This is a genomic window from Streptococcus sp. ZY19097 (assembly GCF_040731245.1).
Taxonomy (GTDB): Bacteria; Bacillota; Bacilli; order Lactobacillales; family Streptococcaceae; genus Streptococcus; species Streptococcus orisratti.
Window position 1 is genome coordinate 262623 of sequence record NZ_CP160400.1, and the last position, 15647, is coordinate 278269.

Annotated in this window: 15 protein-coding genes and 1 pseudogene; 7 read left to right on the top strand and 9 right to left on the bottom strand. The window is 39.6% G+C overall.

Annotated features, from left to right (window positions below; translation table 11 throughout):
- Positions 1-2: 2 nt before the first annotated feature.
- A complete protein-coding gene (gene prmA, locus ABZ559_RS01270) occupies positions 3-956 on the top strand; it encodes a 50S ribosomal protein L11 methyltransferase (protein WP_367006976.1) in 954 nt (317 codons plus the stop codon).
- Between the two features lies 1 nt (position 957).
- Positions 958-1704: a 16S rRNA (uracil(1498)-N(3))-methyltransferase gene (locus tag ABZ559_RS01275; protein ID WP_367006979.1), complete on the top strand. Its 747-nt coding sequence runs from the start codon at positions 958-960 to the stop codon at positions 1702-1704.
- Here ABZ559_RS01275 and ABZ559_RS01280 read toward each other — a convergent pair.
- From ABZ559_RS01280 to ABZ559_RS01300, 5 genes and pseudogenes are all read right to left on the bottom strand, one after another.
- A pseudogene (locus ABZ559_RS01280) lies at positions 1666-3176 on the bottom strand (IS1182 family transposase). The gene ABZ559_RS01275 and the pseudogene ABZ559_RS01280 overlap by 39 nt on opposite strands.
- Positions 3177-3317: 141 nt before the next feature.
- Entirely contained in the window at positions 3318-3506 is a 189-nt protein-coding gene (locus ABZ559_RS01285) for a hypothetical protein (RefSeq protein WP_018377005.1), read from the bottom strand.
- Positions 3503-3718, bottom strand: coding sequence for a helix-turn-helix transcriptional regulator (locus tag ABZ559_RS01290; RefSeq protein WP_018377004.1), 216 nt, complete (start codon positions 3716-3718; stop codon positions 3503-3505). Before ABZ559_RS01290 ends, ABZ559_RS01285 begins: the two co-directional genes overlap by 4 nt.
- Before the next feature lies 1 nt (position 3719).
- On the bottom strand, positions 3720-4289 hold the full coding sequence (locus ABZ559_RS01295) for a DUF3796 domain-containing protein (RefSeq protein ID WP_367006982.1): 570 nt from the start codon (positions 4287-4289) through the stop codon (positions 3720-3722).
- Positions 4290-4304: 15 nt separating this feature from the next.
- Positions 4305-4706: a hypothetical protein gene (locus ABZ559_RS01300; protein WP_367006984.1), complete on the bottom strand. Its 402-nt coding sequence runs from the start codon at positions 4704-4706 to the stop codon at positions 4305-4307.
- Between the two features lie 228 nt (positions 4707-4934).
- Between ABZ559_RS01300 and ABZ559_RS01305 the strand changes: the two genes are divergently transcribed.
- Positions 4935-6098 carry an IS30 family transposase gene (locus ABZ559_RS01305; protein ID WP_367006987.1) on the top strand — a complete coding sequence of 388 codons (1164 nt, stop codon included), beginning with the start codon at positions 4935-4937 and terminating at the stop codon, positions 6096-6098.
- Between the two features lie 343 nt (positions 6099-6441).
- The gene (locus tag ABZ559_RS01310; RefSeq protein ID WP_273413415.1) at positions 6442-7470 is read left to right on the top strand and encodes a LacI family DNA-binding transcriptional regulator; all 1029 of its coding nucleotides are present in this window, start codon (positions 6442-6444) and stop codon (positions 7468-7470) included.
- A 303-nt stretch (positions 7471-7773) separates the two neighbouring features.
- Here ABZ559_RS01310 and ABZ559_RS01315 read toward each other — a convergent pair whose 3' ends face one another.
- The 4 genes from ABZ559_RS01315 to ABZ559_RS01330 all read right to left on the bottom strand — a co-directional run bounded on the left by ABZ559_RS01315 (position 7774) and on the right by ABZ559_RS01330 (position 10967).
- A complete protein-coding gene (locus ABZ559_RS01315) occupies positions 7774-8634 on the bottom strand; it encodes a cysteine ABC transporter substrate-binding protein (protein ID WP_277290969.1) in 861 nt (286 codons plus the stop codon).
- Between the two features lie 260 nt (positions 8635-8894).
- A complete protein-coding gene (locus ABZ559_RS01320) occupies positions 8895-9644 on the bottom strand; it encodes an amino acid ABC transporter ATP-binding protein (RefSeq protein ID WP_367006990.1) in 750 nt (249 codons plus the stop codon).
- Positions 9645-9649: 5 nt separating this feature from the next.
- Positions 9650-10327, bottom strand: a complete 678-nt coding sequence (locus ABZ559_RS01325; protein WP_277290967.1) for an amino acid ABC transporter permease — start codon at positions 10325-10327, stop codon at positions 9650-9652.
- Positions 10287-10967 (bottom strand): amino acid ABC transporter permease, encoded by a 681-nt coding sequence (locus ABZ559_RS01330; protein ID WP_273413593.1) that lies wholly within the window; start codon positions 10965-10967, stop codon positions 10287-10289. Before ABZ559_RS01330 ends, ABZ559_RS01325 begins: the two co-directional genes overlap by 41 nt.
- Positions 10968-11194: 227 nt before the next feature.
- Between ABZ559_RS01330 and ABZ559_RS01335 the strand changes: the two genes are divergently transcribed.
- From ABZ559_RS01335 to ABZ559_RS01345, 3 genes are all read left to right on the top strand, one after another.
- A complete protein-coding gene (locus tag ABZ559_RS01335; RefSeq protein WP_273413590.1) occupies positions 11195-13381 on the top strand; it encodes a PTS transporter subunit IIBC in 2187 nt (728 codons plus the stop codon).
- A 74-nt stretch (positions 13382-13455) separates the two neighbouring features.
- A complete protein-coding gene (locus ABZ559_RS01340) occupies positions 13456-14268 on the top strand; it encodes an endonuclease/exonuclease/phosphatase family protein (RefSeq protein WP_277290965.1) in 813 nt (270 codons plus the stop codon).
- 222 nt (positions 14269-14490) lie between these two features.
- Positions 14491-15309 carry an endonuclease/exonuclease/phosphatase family protein gene (locus tag ABZ559_RS01345; protein ID WP_018376998.1) on the top strand — a complete coding sequence of 273 codons (819 nt, stop codon included), beginning with the start codon at positions 14491-14493 and terminating at the stop codon, positions 15307-15309.
- Positions 15310-15647 lie beyond the last annotated feature (338 nt).

Sequence of the window (15647 nt, forward strand, 5' to 3'; positions counted from 1 at the left end):
ACATGAACTCATGGCAAGAATTAACGGTTCACGTGCATCGTGATGCAGAGGAAGCAGTTTCAAATCTGATGATTGAAACGGGCAGTCAGGGGGTGGCCATTAGCGACTCAGCTGACTATGTGGGACAGGAGGACCGTTTCGGTGAACTTTATCCCGAGGTGGAGCAGTCGGATATGATTGCGATTACGGCCTATTATCCTGATACCTTGGATATAGAGGAAATCAAGGCAGATTTGGCGACTCGCCTGGCGGCTTTGACTGGCTTTGGCTTGGAAACGGGTCAGGTCAGCCTAGAAAGTCAGGAACTGGCAGAGGAAGACTGGGCAGACAACTGGAAGAAATACTATGAGCCAGCCCGCATTACCCACGATTTGACTATTGTACCGTCTTGGACCGACTACGAGGCGACTGCTGGTGAGAAAATTATCCGCCTGGATCCAGGCATGGCTTTCGGTACGGGAACTCACCCGACGACCAAGATGAGCCTCTTTGCCTTGGAGCAGGTCCTACGTGGTGGCGAAACGGTCATCGATGTTGGCACAGGCTCAGGCGTCCTCTCCATTGCCAGCTCCCTCTTGGGGGCCAAGGAGGTTTACGCCTATGACTTGGACGAGGTGGCGGTGCGTGTGGCTCAGGAAAACATTGATCTCAATGCCCACACTAGCAATATTCATGTTGCGGCAGGTGACCTGCTTCGTGGCGTTGACATTGAAGCGGAAGTCATCGTTGCCAACATCTTGGCGGACATTCTCATTCATCTGACGGACGATGCCTACCGTCTGGTCAAGGACGAAGGCTACCTGATTATGAGCGGCATCATCGCGGACAAGTGGGACATGGTGCGAGCATCTGCGGAGGCGGCTGGCTTCTTCCTCGAAACCCACATGATTCAGGGCGAGTGGAATTGCTGTATCTTCAAGAAAACAGCTGACCGCTCAGGTGTGATTGGAGGCTAGGATGCAGCAGTATTTTGTCAATGGCAGAGCACCGCAGGGCATTTTTCAGATTAGCGATAAGGACACTGCCAAGCATATGTTTTCTGTCATGCGTTTGCAGGCAGACGACCAGATTGTCCTGGTCTTTGATGACGGCATCAAACGCTTGGCACGGGTAGTGGACAGCCAGAGCCAATCTGTTGAAATCATCGAAGAACTGGCAGACAATGTTGAATTACCCGTTTCCGTTACCATTGCCATGGGCTTTCCTAAGGGAGATAAGCTGGAATTTGTCGCCCAAAAGGCAACAGAGTTAGGTATGGCAGCCCTATGGGCTTTCCCAGCTGACTGGTCTGTGGTCAAATGGGACGGTAAAAAATTAGCTAAAAAAGAAGAAAAACTGAGTAAAATCGCCCAAGGTGCAGCTGAACAATCTAAACGCAATGTCATCCCGCAAGTTAAACTCTTTGAGAAAAAAGCAGCTTTTCTAGCGGAACTTGAGCAATTTGACAAGATTTTCGTTGCTTATGAAGAATCAGCCAAAAAGGGCGAGACGGCTGTTCTAGCGCGTGAATTGTCACAAATGAAATCAGGAGAGAAAATTCTCTTCATCTTTGGTCCAGAGGGTGGTATTTCGCCAGAAGAAATTGAAGCATTTGAATCAAAAGGTGGTTTAAAAATAGGTTTAGGACCACGTATCATGCGCGCTGAAACCGCACCACTATACGCTTTATCGAGCACTAGCTATGCCTTGGAATTGATGAAGTAAAAAAGAAGCTGTTGTGATGAACAGCTTCTCAGAATGAAGACAAATATCTCGATTGATGTTTGTCTTTTTCTGTTTATAGAATTTAAATCGCCTCTTTTTACTAAAATAGAGGGTATTTGTACAATATAAAAAGGCTTCCCTGCCCTTATTTTTACCAATTTCTTTAGATTTAAACACGCCAAAGTCAGTCCAACTTTATCTTCCATTTTGGACTTGCCTTTCTCTCTTGTATAACGAAGATTGTGGTACTCTTTGGCTGTCCCAAAGAGGCGTTCAATGGTTTCTTTGCGCTTCTGGTAGAGCTCCTTCATGCCCTTTCGATGTCGAATCTCTTCACAGGTTTCTAAAGCCTCTTTCCAAATGTGTCGCGTTACCACTTTCTGCTTGTTCTTGCTTTCTGTACAAATGGATAAGAGTGGACATGTAGCACAGATAGCTGGATCACTCTTATATTCCCGATAACCTTCTCTGGTTGTAGTGCGATAGGTTAAGACCTGATTCTCAGGACAGATATAACAGTCATAGTATTCATCATAAACAAAGTCCTTAGACCGCAGTTTTCCCTTCTTTCCTCTCGGTCGTGTATACGGAAAGACTGGAGTAATCTCTTGTTCTAGGAGGAAGCGAGCGATACTTGGGGTCTTATAGCCAGAATCGGCAATGAGAAAGCTAGGCTGAAAGGGTTGGAGTTTAGCGAAGAGTGCAGGAAAGGCCTGACTGTCATGGACATTGCCAGCCTCAACGCTATAAGCCAGAGCCCAACCATGCTTGTCACAAGCCACCTGAGCTGTATAGGCAAACACCTCTTTATGATCTCCTTTGTGAAACCAACCACTTTCTGGGTCAGTTGTGGAAATTTTCTTAGCGACGGGCTCCGGCTCTTTTGCGAGCCCTAGCGGCTTTTTTGCGTGCTTTTCTCTATCCCTATTGATTTCAATCTCTAGCTGATCACTCATAAACTTGCCTTGCTTTTCAATTTCACGATTGATGAATTTACGGTTATTCGCTGCAGCCTTGATATGAGTACCATCAATGAAAATTTCTGTTGGATCTATGAAGCCTGCATTGACACAGAGCCCTAAGATATGGGTGAAAATGCCTTCAATAACCTGTCTATCTTGGAAACGACGGACATAGTTCTTTCCGTAAGTAGTGAAATGAGGCACCTTATCATCCAGTCGAAGACCAAGAAACCAACGGTAGGCAGTGTTCACTTCAATTTCCTTAATGGTTTGGCGCATGGAACGAATGCCGAAGAGACACTGAAGGATTGGAATTTTAATGAGCAGAACAGGGTCAAGACTAGGACGCCCTGTTTCATCGCTATAGCTATCTGCGACTAAGTCATAGATAAAGGAGAAGTCAATAGCTTCCTCTATTTGACGAAGGAGATGATCTTGAGGAACAAGGTCATCTAAACTGTAGAAACCAAATTGACCGCGATTGTAATCTGGATTTTCTTTGTGTAACATAGCGATTCTCCCTCTGCTTATTAACTGGATTCCTATCTCTATTATATTACTTTACGCATGAAAAAGCCGTTAGAAATACAATTCTAACGACTTTGTCTTCATTCTGAGAAGCTGTTGTGATGAACAGCTTCTTTGTTTAACTTAACTTAATTTTTCAGGATGTTCGACAAAAAATCGAACAACTGTTCCACAGTTTTTGCAGATTTCTAGGCAGATCGATTGACCTAGACTAGTAGCGCTACCTGAACGTGAGATACCAGCATAACCTTTATTTTGCTTAGCTGTCACAAATTGAGTTTCCCCACAGTAAGGGCAAGTTTGTGTTTTCATGAGCCTTCCTCCTTATTCAGTTGAAAAATATCTTCCACAGGCAGCTGGAAAATCTCTGCGATTTTCAGTGCCATTTCAAGCGATGGGTTGTAACGGTTGTTTTCTAGGTGAACAATAGTTTCTCTGCGGACACCGACTAATTGCGCCAGTTCCTGTTGGCTCATTTTTTTGGCTTTACGCAGTTCTTTGAGATTAGTGACAATATTAGCCATCTTAAGCACCTCTTTTCTCAAAGAGGAAGAAAGCAATATCAAAGACTAAAATCATCACTGCGCCGAAAATTAAAACCATCCCAGCTGTCAGAGTAAATGGGAAAAAGAAGGTGATGACGCTCAAAATCATCAAACAAGCTAACATTAAGGTCAAGGTCAGGCAAGCAGCTTTAGCTAAGTCAGCATAAAAGCGTTCATCAGGTTTTTCGTCTACTTTTTTGAAAGCAAAGTAGACGAAGAAAATAACTAAAATCAGTAAGCCCAAGCCCAAAATGACATGCTTTATCCAGATAGGATTGCTATTTGGAGTAAGGGCCCAAATACCTTTTGTGTAGATGCCCATGGCTGCAAAGAGCGTGACCGTGTAGAGTTTTTCAGTTAGTCCAAAATAGCGGTTTTCTGAGTCTTGAAAGGCTTCTCTACGAATGAACCAAAAAATGCCAGCTTGAACCAGTAACACGATAATGAAAATAATAGATTTTATCCAAGTGGGATGACTTTGTGGCGATAGAAACCACAAGAGTAACATCAGGGGAAGCCAGGAAATGTAGAGCCATTTTTTATTTTTCATTAGTAAGTAACCTTTCTAAGCTTTTTTGTGACGCTTCATCAGCCAAACAGTAGCTGCGAAAATGACAGCTATCAAACCAAACGTGATTCCTAAAATAGCAAACTTGAAACTAATAGGATTTGAGCTGGTCATGACACTAGCAATTAAAATTGGGATAATAGACAAACTTGGTATCAAATAAGTCCAGCGAAATTCTTGTTTTTGCTGAGGCATTTTTTTAATGTTAGACTTAGCAGGTTTATCAGGAAATTTGACGGTATTGACAATTATGAAGATAATGATAACCAAGGCAATTGTGATGCTAAAGGTGACATGTTTAACCCAAACAGGGTTAGAGTCAGCCGAGAAGAGCCAGATGACAAATAGTTGAGGAATAAGAATTGCAAATGGTAAGTGTTTGTAAAGATGTTTTTTCATAAGTCATCCCTTCTTTCTACGATAGACCAAATGTTAATTATTTCTAACTCTTTCTGTTATAAATATATCACTTTTATATAAAACTGTCAATATTTAGGTGAATTATTTTTCTCGTTTCTTCTTTCCCTAAATTCTCAAAGTAAGTTCTAGTCTAACACCCAAACTGGAAATTAGACTGAGACAAAAAAATAAGGTAGAACTTACTATGGGACAAGTTGGTAACTGACAATGAAAAACAAACACTTAACTCTCTCTGATCGCAATGATATTCAAATAGGAATTGAACAGCTAAAGTCCTTCTCAGCTATCGCTGTTAAGCTAGGAAAAGATCCGTCCACAATTTCAAAAGAAGTTCGGAGAAATCGAGTGGTTAAAGAAAATTCTGTGACATCTAATTGTGAGGCTTGCCCTCTACTCAAAAAGGCTCCCTACGTTTGTAATGCCTGTCCGAAAAAGAGAACCAATTGTGGATACCAGAAACAATTCTACTACGCCAAAAGAGCTCAGCTTGATTATGAAGCTAAGCTCTCGGAGTCGAGAACAGGCGTTGCCCTAAACAAGGAAGAATTCTATGAAATGGACGCTATTGTCTCTTCTGCCATCCAAAAGGGACAACACCTCAACCACATCATCGACTCAAATGAACTTTCGGCATCCAGAGCTTCTATCTACAGATACCTTGAAAAAGGCTATCTGTCCAAAAAGCCCATTGATTTCCCTCGTGTCGTAAAATTCAGAAAGCGGAGAACCAGAAACCTCCAACCCATTCCTAAAACTGCCAAAGAAGGACGGTCTTACGAGGACTTCCAACGCTTTCTCACAGAGAAAGGCGTCAGCTATTGGCTGGAAATGGACACCGTTACTGGACGGATGGGCGGAAAGGTGCTTCTCACCTTCAACCTCTCTTTCTGCAACTTTATCTTCGCTCGATTACTTGACAACAAAACGGCCAATGAAGTCGCTAAACACCTCTACATTATCAAGAACGACCTACATCAGAAGGAGATGAGCTTCTGCGAAATATTTCCTGTCATTCTGACCGACAATGGTGGGGAATTCGCCAGAGTAGACGACATCGAAATGGATGTTCGTGGTGAATCAAAGCTCTTCTTCTGTGACCCCAATCGTTCTGATCAGAAGGGGAGAATTGAGAAGAATCATACACTTATCAGAGACATTCTCCCTAAAGGAACTAGCTTTGATAACTTGACACAGGATGACATCAACCTGGTTTGTTCGCATGTCAACAGCGTCAAACGAGCTTCTTTCAACGGAAAATCGGCTTATGAACTCTTTACATTTACCTACGGTGAGGAATTGGCAACACTTTTGGGGATCACTAAAATTGACCCTGAGAACGTCATCCAATCCCCTCGATTACTAGATAAATAATCGCTAGTTTTATCAAAAAATAATTTCAAAATAGAAAGGAACTTGTCCCATCCCAAATTCCAGATAACTAGAACTTACTTTGAGACGTCTCAGAGCCAGTAACTTTAGTGTACCCTTTTTTTCAACATTTTCAACCCTAAAACTCACTATTATCAACATTTTTAGTCAAAAACAGAACTTAGTCTGAGACTAAATTCTGTTGATTTTATGCAGTTTTCTCAGAGTAACTTCTGGAAGGACGGGAACTAGAACTTACTTTGAGAATTTACCCGTTTCTTCTTTCCCTTGACAGGTGGCAGAAAAATGACTATCCTATAACTACTAGAAAATAGAAAGAAGATTTATGGTAACAATTAAAGATGTGGCAAAGTTGGCGGGAGTGTCAACATCTACAGCATCCAGAGCTATGCATGACAGTTCCATTATAAGCGAAGCGACCAAGGAGCGTGTTCGTCAGGCAATGGCGGAATTGGATTATTCGCCAAATTTTTCAGCACAAAATTTGGTTAATCGCAAAACTAACACTATTGGTATTGTCCTTCCAGTGAGAGAAAATCAAGATTCTCTGGGAGATAATCCTTTCTTCATGCAAATTATCCAAGGTATCTCTAGTGTTTGTAGCCAAAATGATTATATGGTCAGTCTTGCTACTGGTCGCAGTGATAGGGAACTTGAAAAAAATACTCAAACGCTAATTCGTAGTGGGAATATAGACAAAATTATTTTTCTTTATTCCAAAAAAGGGGATCCGATATTTACAGCGGTAAAAAAACAGCGAAAGGTATCCAGTGTGGTGGTAGGGCAAGCTTATGATGCACCATCACCCAATATTCACTATGTTGATAATAATAACTATCAAGCAAGTCAAGATGCAACGAAATTTTTATGGGAAAAAGGGTATCGGCATATTGTTTATGCTTACACAGATATGCAGGAACTTGTACAGTCTGACCGCTATGAAGGTTATCGCGCCTATGCCACGCAAAAACAACTCACAGACTATAGTTTACACCTATCACGGACAAATGATGAGGCAAATGTAGCAAAATTGCAGAGCTTCTTAGCAGACCACCCTGAGGTTCAAGCGTTTATTGCCTGTGATGATATTCAAGCTATTCGTCTGCAACGTTTATTTAAAATAATAGATGTTGCTCCTGATCGCTATGCTATTTTTGGATTTAATAATTCTTTGATCACGAAAATTGCTAGCCCAGCGTTAACATCGGTTGATATTTTTCCATATGAATTGGGAGAAAAAGCAGCAACAGTTTTACTGGGACAGGCGGAAAATTCGCAGAACCAAACACTTATCATTCCTCACAAAATTATTGAACGTGAGTCAACGCCTAGTTTAACAGTTAAAACAAATTAAGAAAAAGCATGACTAATTTTGAATTAGTCATGCTTTTAATATCTATAATAAAGAACAACTTCTGTCAGTGATTTGTCGTTGTAACATTTCTCTTAAGGAAGTTGTTCAACTAATTTTTGTGAAAGCAATCTTATGATCGGGGTGCTGTTGGTTAATCATTGTGAACAACAACGGTTATCATTTGTTTCTTTCAATGAGAGTAGGAATGAATATAACTTGACCTATTATAAGATGAATTAGGACTAGAGGCAGTACTAATTGAGTATCTATTGGGATAGGTTGTTATATCTGGTAATAGATTTATTAGTCAACTTTGCCTCCCTCAATGACTAAATCGTCAGCCTTCGCAGCATCACCATAAACAGGGTGGAGTGTTTCTTCATAATCTTTGTGGAAGAGATTCTCTTCACCGAGTTTTTTGATTTCATCATTGATATAATCAAGTAACTCCTTATTTCCTTTTTGAACCGCTGGAGCAATAGTATCAACATTTCCAAGAGAAGTAATACCGACTTCAAATCCCTTATTTTCTAGCGCCCAAGCTAGGACCTCGGTGTTGTCTGTGCTAAAAGCATCCCCACGCCCGTCAAGAAGGGCTTGATAAGCATCACTGTATTGGTCGTATTTTTGGAGTTTTACTTCAGGATAATTTTCTTCAAAATAGGTCTCAGCAGTTGTTCCTTTGCTGACAATCAGGTTTTTTCCATTTAATTGTTCAGGTTTGGTAATGTCCCCATTTTTTGAGACAACTCCCAGCGAAACTTTCATGTAAGGGAGAGCAAAATCAACTTGTTTTGCGCGTTCTTCTGTAACAGTGAAGTTTGCAAGTGTAATGTCAACCTTATTTGAGATAAGATACTCAGCACGGTTTGCGGCATCAACTGGAACATATTTTACTTTGACACCTAAATCTTTTGCCAATTGATTGCCAAAGTAAACGTCATATCCTTGATAATTTCCTTTATTATCAACATAGCCAAATGGTTTTTTATCACTAAATACAGCAATGCGAAGTTCGCCACTCTTTTTAATTTGTTTGATAGTCCGAGCTTTTGAACTGCTAGTAGCCGCCTGACTTGTTTGTGATGCTTGCTTTGTACAAGCTGTCAAAATCAGTGAGAGTGCTAAAATGAGAGCAAGTGAAACTTTGTTTAATTTTTTCATGATAAATCTCCTTGTAAAATAGATGGCAAAGGCGCAAGCCTAAAGTGCTAATTAGTTATGTTAGAAACGCATTTTGGTAAAGTTTACGCAAGAACCTGTATTTACAGTTCAGCACTTCTATCTAAGGCTAGTTTTTCAGCTACTCGTCGTTAGTTTTTTTAAAAATACAGTCAGTATTCCCTCAAAAACCTGCCCTGATTAGCGAAAAAACTATCTCTTATATAAAAACACTTCACTTATGAATAAATACAAGTTCTAAGTTAATTAAATTCACCAAAATTAAAGACTGACAGAAATTCCCAAACTCGTTGAGACTGTGGATTATTGAAAAAGTTGGTGGCAGAACCCTCTTCTAGAATTGTTCCGTGATCCATGAAAATAATACGATCAGCGATGGCACGGGCAAATTGCAATTCATGAGTGACAATAATCATAGTTCGTCCTTCTTTGGCCAGTTCACTAATAAGTTCAAGTACTTCACGGACCATTTCGGGGTCTAGGGAAGCTGTTACTTCATCAAAAAGCAATAGTTCAGGTTGCATAAGAAGAGAGCGGAGAATTGCCACACGTTGTTTTTGACCACCAGATAATTGTCTAGGAAAAGAGTGCTTTTTATCAAGTAAACCGACACGCTGAAGCAAGTTTTCAGCTTCAGAAATAACTTCCTCTTTATTACGTTTTTGAACTTTTGTAGGTCCTAAGATAAGATTTTGCAAAACGTCTAGGTGAGGAAAAAGTTCATAATTTTGAAAAACCATGCTTATTTTTTGGTGAAGGAAGCGTTGGTTTGGTTGATTTGTTACTAAGGACTGTCCGTCTAGACGAATATTGCCAGACTGAATGTTCTCTAACCCATTGATGCACCGTAGAAGGGTACTTTTTCCACAGCCTGATGAGCCTAGAATAACGAGAACTTCTCCTTTTTTTATTTTTAGAGAAATGTTATCGATAATTTTTACTGATCCGAATGATTTATTAATATTTTCAAGTTCAAGTATAGTATCAGGCATGAATTTTACTCCTTCCATGTTTTTTCTAGATAGACAGAAAGTTTTGAAATAGGGAAACAAATGGCAAAGTAGAGGAATAAAATGGTTCCATATATCCAAAGCGAAGCATTTGGAATAGTCAACCGATTACTGTCAATAATTTGCTGTCCTACCTTGACCATCTCGACGACACCTATGAGAACAACCAGAGATGTTGTTTTTATCATACGCGTAACCAAATTGATTGACTGAGGAATCAACCGTCTAAGAATTTGTGGTATGACAATATAGCGATAAAGTTGGAAGGTACTTAGCCCTAGTGATTGACCACTTTCGATTTGATGTTTTGGTAGTGACGTTATGGCACCACGGACCAAATCTCCCATTTCAGCAGTCCCCCAGAGAGTGAAGACAATTACTGCGGAAGTCATTCCAGAAATGTTGATGTTAAAAGCTCTCGCAAGACCAAAATAAATTAGAAAAAGAAGAACTAATTGTGGCATTATTCGGATAAATTCCAAATATATACGAGAGGATAAGCGAATAATTTTTGATTCAGAGGTCATAATAACACCAAAAATAGTTCCAAAAATGAGAGAAAATAGGATGGAAAGTAAAGAGATGCTAATGGTTATTCCCATTCCTTGGAGTAAGCGTAAAAAATTATTTCCCTGAAAGAGTACTTGTATTCCCGAACCCTGCAAAACGCAACCTCCTTTCAATAAGTGAAAATGCTAAAGAAATTGGTAACAATAAAATGAGGTAGGCAATAACTAACATAAACAAAGCTTCATCTGTTTCATAATAAAGTCCAATTAAGTCTTTTGCGACATACATCAAGTCTGCCAAAGCAACAGCGGAAAAAACGGAAGTTTCCTTCAGGAGGAAGATAATATTGGCGCTAAAGGAGGGAAGAGAAATAGCTAAGGCTTGTGGTAAAATGACATAGCGAAAACTTTGTAGCGGAGATAGGCCTATAGAGGTAGCTAGTTCTATCTGGGAGGAGGGAACAGCTTCAAAACCGCTTCGAAAAGACTCAGCCATATAAGAGCCTCCAAGAAAAATTAAACCAATGATGGCGCAGGTCTGAGAGGAGAGAATAATTCCCAATCTTGGAAAACCGAAGTAGAGAAAAAATAATTGGATAAGAAGCGGCGTATTGCGAGAAAACTCAATGTAAATAGTGGAGAGTTGTTGCAAAATAGGGATTCGATAATGCCTGATAACACTGACTAGGAGTCCAACAAAGAAGGCTCCTAGGATTCCCCAAAAAGCGATGATTAATGTCAGTAAGAAGGCTTCTTGATAGAGAGGGATAGATTGCCTAATAAATTCCCAGTTCACATGACTACTCCTTTAACTAAATTTGTGACTATTTTAGCACACGGTAAATAACATGAATAATATGAATTTTCTATCAACTTGATAAGGAAAAGCTATCATATTCAGAAGAATCAATTTTCTAAATGCTTAAAAAAATTTTAGAAACCGCTTTACAAATCAAAAATAAGTGATATAATAAAAATACAAAACGCAAACGTTTGCGTAATAAAACATTAAGGAGATGTCTCATGAAGAAGGCGTTTAAGAACTTAACAAGTTTCGAATTTTGGCAAAAATTCGGGAAATGTTTGATGGTCGTTATTGCCGTAATGCCTGCGGCAGGTTTAATGATTTCCATTGGTAACTCTATTCCCTTGATTAACCAAAACTCTACTCTTTTAGCAACTATCGGAAATGTAGTTGCACAGATTGGTTGGGCAGTTATTGGAAATCTTCACTTGCTCTTTGCTCTTGCTATTGGTGGTAGCTGGGCTAAGGAACGTGCTGGAGGTGCCTTCGCAGCAGGACTATCATTCGTCTTGCTTAACCGTATCACTGGTAGTATTTATGGCATTTCAAGCGAAATGTTATCAGATTCAAAAGCAGTTGTAACTAGTTTCTTAGGAACAAAAATGGTCGTTGCTGACTATTTCACAAGTGTTCTTGAATACCCAGCACTTAACATGGGTGTATTTGTAGGTATTATCGCTGGGTTTGTTGGTGCGACAGCTTATAACAAATACTACAACTACCGTAAGCTTCCTGATGTCCTTTCATTCTTCAATGGTAAACGCTTCGTGCCATTTGTTGTTCTTTTTCGTTCAGCGATTGTGGCTATTATTTTGGCTTTCTTCTGGCCTGTTATCCAATCAGGAATCAATGGCTTTGGTAAATGGATTGCCTCTTCACAAGATACAGCACCATTCTTTGCTCCGTTTGTATATGGTACACTAGAACGTCTGCTTCTTCCATTTGGTCTTCACCATATGTTGACAATTCCAATGAATTATACATCACTTGGTGGTACTTATGAAATTTTGACAGGAGCTCAAAAGGGGGCTCAAGTATTTGGTCAAGACCCACTTTGGTTGGCTTGGGTGACAGACCTTATCAACCTCAAAGGTTCAAATGCATCAGCTTACAATGATTTGTTGGCAAATGTTACACCAGCTCGTTTCAAAGTTGGTCAAATGATTGGTTCTACAGGTACACTTATGGGACTTGCTTATGCTATGTACCGTAATGTTGATGCTGATAAGAGACATAAATACACAGGTATGTTTATCTCAACAGCTGCAGCTACTTTCTTGACTGGTGTAACTGAACCTATTGAGTTTATGTTCATGTTCGTTGCAATGCCACTTTACGCTGTTTATGCAGTTGTTCAAGGGATTACATTTGCTCTTGCAGATCTAGTTCACCTTCGTCTTCACTCATTTGGTAATATTGAATTGCTCACTCGTACACCAATGGCACTTAAAGCAGGTCTTGGTGGCGACCTTATCACATTTGTTATTGTATGTATCTTGTCAGGTGTTGTGATGTACTTCATCGCTGACTTTATGATTAAGAAATTCAATTTTGCAACTCCAGGTCGTAATGGTAACTACGAAGATCTTGATGGTGGAGATGCAACTGCAGCAGGATCAACAGGAGAAACTGCTGATGCTAACTCACAAGTTGTTCAAATCATCAATCTTCTTGGTGGTAAAGCTAATATTACTGACGTTGATGCTTGTATGACACGCCTTCGTGTCACTGTTAAGAACCTAGATGCTGTTGGTTCTGAAGATAATTGGAAAAAAGCTGGCGCTATGGGCTTGATTCTCAAAGACTCTGGTGTTCAAGCTGTTTACGGGCCAAAAGCTGACATTCTAAAATCTGATATTCAAGATTTACTTGATTCAGGTGCAGAAATTCCGGTTGTTGATTTTTCAGCGGATGATGCCAAAAGTGATGATAAAGTAAGCTTTAAGGGTGTTACAGAAGAAGTTATCTCAGTTGTTGATGGGCAAGTTGTTCCAGTAACTGAAGTCAAAGATCCAGTCTTTGCAGGTAAAATGATGGGAGATGGCTTTGCAGTTGAACCAACAGATGGAAATGTTTATGCTCCAGTAACTGGTGTCGTAACTACTGTATTCCCAACAAAACACGCCTATGGCTTGTTGACAGACGATGGTTTGGAAGTTTTGGTACACATTGGACTTGATACGGTTGACTTAGAAGGTAAACCATTTGAAGCCAAAGTTTCTGATGGTCAGCGTGTTCAAGCTGGAGACCTTTTGGCAGTTGTAGACTTTGATGCTGTTAAAGCAGCTGGCAAGGAAACCTCTGTTATTGTGGTATTCACTAACGTTGCCAATATTAAATCAGTTACTCTAGAGAAAACTGGTAAACTTGCTGCTAAAACAGCTGTTGCCAAAGTTGAACTCTAAGACCAAATTAAGATATAAGAGGTTAGGAGTTGAGAATATTCTCAGCTCCTTGCCTGCTATGTAAGGAGTAAAAAATGGTGAAATGCCTAACGCTAAATACCCATTCATGGATGGAATCTGACCCTCTCCACAAGCTACAGGATATTGTGGCACAAATTTTAAAAGAAGATTACGATATTATTTGCCTTCAAGAAATTAACCAAGAGATAGTTAGCCAGCCAGTACAAGAATTGGCGACTTATAGTGAGATAGTTGGAACGCCGACCATTCATCAGGATAACTTTGCTTTGCATCTGGTAAATCTACTTCAAAAGCAGGGCAAGACTTACTATTGGTCGTGGGCCTATAATCATATTGGCTATGATAAATATCATGAAGGCGTAGCCATTTTATCTAAAACCCCGATAAAACCACAAGCTGTTTTAGTTTCAGATGTGGACGATGAATATGATTATCATACTAGACGCGTTCTTTTAGCGGATACGGAGATTGATGGTAGAGCCTTAACTGTTGTTAGCCTACATTTGTCGTGGTATGGCAAGGGGTTTGAAGGGGAATGGAAAAAGCTTGAAGCAGAACTTCAAGGACAAAAAACTCCCCTTATATTGATGGGGGATTATAATAATCCAACTGACGAAGAAGGCTATCAAGTTATTCTTTCAAGCTCGCTAAATCTTAAAGACAGTCACAAGTCTGCTAATATTGTTTCAGGAGAATACACTATCAAGGCTGATATTGACGGTTGGTCTGGGAACGAAAAGAATTTGAAGGTGGACCATGCATTTGTGAGTAAAGAATTAGAAATCTTATCCTCTCAGGTAGTTTTTGATGGAAATGAAACTCCCGTAGTTAGTGATCATTTTGGCTTAGCTATAAGTTTTAAATAAGCAAAATATTTTCCCAACCTTCTCAAAAAGACTTTACAAATAAAGCAAAAATGCTAGAATAACATATATGAACGCAAGCGTTTTCGCTGTCCGTTCGTTGGAAAATGAAAAATTGTAATGCTCAACAAAAATAAAAGACGTTTTTATCTCTAAAGAGACGAGTTGAGAAGAATAGAACGATTTTCGAAAAGTATAAAATTATATGTTTAGGATGATGTGATAATGACAGCTAGGTTTTTAACGTTGAATACCCATTCATGGATGGAAGTCAACTCTCTCAAGAAGCTTTTTGATTTGGGGGAATATATTTTAGAAAAAGACTTTGATGTGGTTTGTTTGCAGGAAATCAATCAAGGTATTGACAGTGAGCTTGCCAAGGCAGCTCCTACTTATCAACCCTTGGAGTCCTCACCAGCTCTTCGGAAGAATCACTTTGCTCTCCAGTTGGTTCAATACTTGAAGTCTCAGGGCAAGACTTATTATTGGTCATGGGCTTATAATCATATAGGCTATGATAAATACCACGAAGGTGTTGCCATTTTGTCAAAGACTCCTCTGCTAGCTAAGGATATTTTAATTTCAGCTACTGATGATGAGACAAATTTCAACACTCGTCGAGCACTTTTAGCTGAAACTGAGGTTAATGGTAAAGTTATTACTGTTGTCAGCGCACATATGTCTTTGCTAGGCAATGGTTTTGAAACAGAGTGGCCACGTTTGGAAGCTGCACTTAGTCATGCTCAAAAACCATTGGTGCTCATGGGAGCGTTCAACAACCCGACTGACGAAACAGGCTATCGTATGATTATGGACAGTCCTTTACAATTACAGGATAGTCATGCGGTGGCTGATAAAGTTGTAGGTCAGCATACTATTATTGAAGATATTGATGGGTGGGAGGATAATACGCAATCACTCAAAGTTGACCATGTTTTTGCTAGTCAGGATATTCGTATTCTTGCTTCAAAAGTTGCTTTTGATGGTGGTGCAGCTCCTATTGTCAGTGACCACTATGGCTTAGAAGTAGAATTTGATTTTTAATGATTTATTGGGAATGCTATGATACGGTTATTTGACGTAAGTCCTATATCTTTGTAATCTCGTTTTATAAAAATAGTATCCCCAAAAAATTAGTTTTTATCTAATTATTTGGGATTGCTTCAAGGTGTGGGTACCTCTCTTTGTTTAGAATAGTATTCTGTAAAAATGAGAATGATACCGAATTAGCCTAGTTACCATTTATAATGTTGTTAGTTTCCCTTACTATATTTAAGTAAAGTCTGCGGATTGCGGCAAAGTGATAAAATTCTGATTTGATTTTCACAAAGCATACCAATCTACATCAACAAAAGACGACTGAATTACTATATCTCAGTCGT

Bases quoted from the DNA above. Each gene is read 5' to 3' on its own strand.
- prmA (WP_367006976.1), top strand. From the start codon at position 3: ATGAACTCATGGCAAGAATTAACGGTTCACGTGCATCGTGATGCAGAG.
- ABZ559_RS01275 (WP_367006979.1), top strand. From the start codon at position 958: ATGCAGCAGTATTTTGTCAATGGCAGAGCACCGCAGGGCATTTTTCAG.
- ABZ559_RS01285 (WP_018377005.1), bottom strand. From the start codon at position 3,506: ATGAAAACACAAACTTGCCCTTACTGTGGGGAAACTCAATTTGTGACA.
- ABZ559_RS01290 (WP_018377004.1), bottom strand. From the start codon at position 3,718: ATGGCTAATATTGTCACTAATCTCAAAGAACTGCGTAAAGCCAAAAAA.
- ABZ559_RS01295 (WP_367006982.1), bottom strand. From the start codon at position 4,289: ATGAAAAATAAAAAATGGCTCTACATTTCCTGGCTTCCCCTGATGTTA.
- ABZ559_RS01300 (WP_367006984.1), bottom strand. From the start codon at position 4,706: ATGAAAAAACATCTTTACAAACACTTACCATTTGCAATTCTTATTCCT.
- ABZ559_RS01305 (WP_367006987.1), top strand. From the start codon at position 4,935: ATGAAAAACAAACACTTAACTCTCTCTGATCGCAATGATATTCAAATA.
- ABZ559_RS01310 (WP_273413415.1), top strand. From the start codon at position 6,442: ATGGTAACAATTAAAGATGTGGCAAAGTTGGCGGGAGTGTCAACATCT.
- ABZ559_RS01315 (WP_277290969.1), bottom strand. From the start codon at position 8,634: ATGAAAAAATTAAACAAAGTTTCACTTGCTCTCATTTTAGCACTCTCA.
- ABZ559_RS01320 (WP_367006990.1), bottom strand. From the start codon at position 9,644: ATGCCTGATACTATACTTGAACTTGAAAATATTAATAAATCATTCGGA.
- ABZ559_RS01335 (WP_273413590.1), top strand. From the start codon at position 11,195: ATGAAGAAGGCGTTTAAGAACTTAACAAGTTTCGAATTTTGGCAAAAA.
- ABZ559_RS01340 (WP_277290965.1), top strand. From the start codon at position 13,456: ATGGTGAAATGCCTAACGCTAAATACCCATTCATGGATGGAATCTGAC.
- ABZ559_RS01345 (WP_018376998.1), top strand. From the start codon at position 14,491: ATGACAGCTAGGTTTTTAACGTTGAATACCCATTCATGGATGGAAGTC.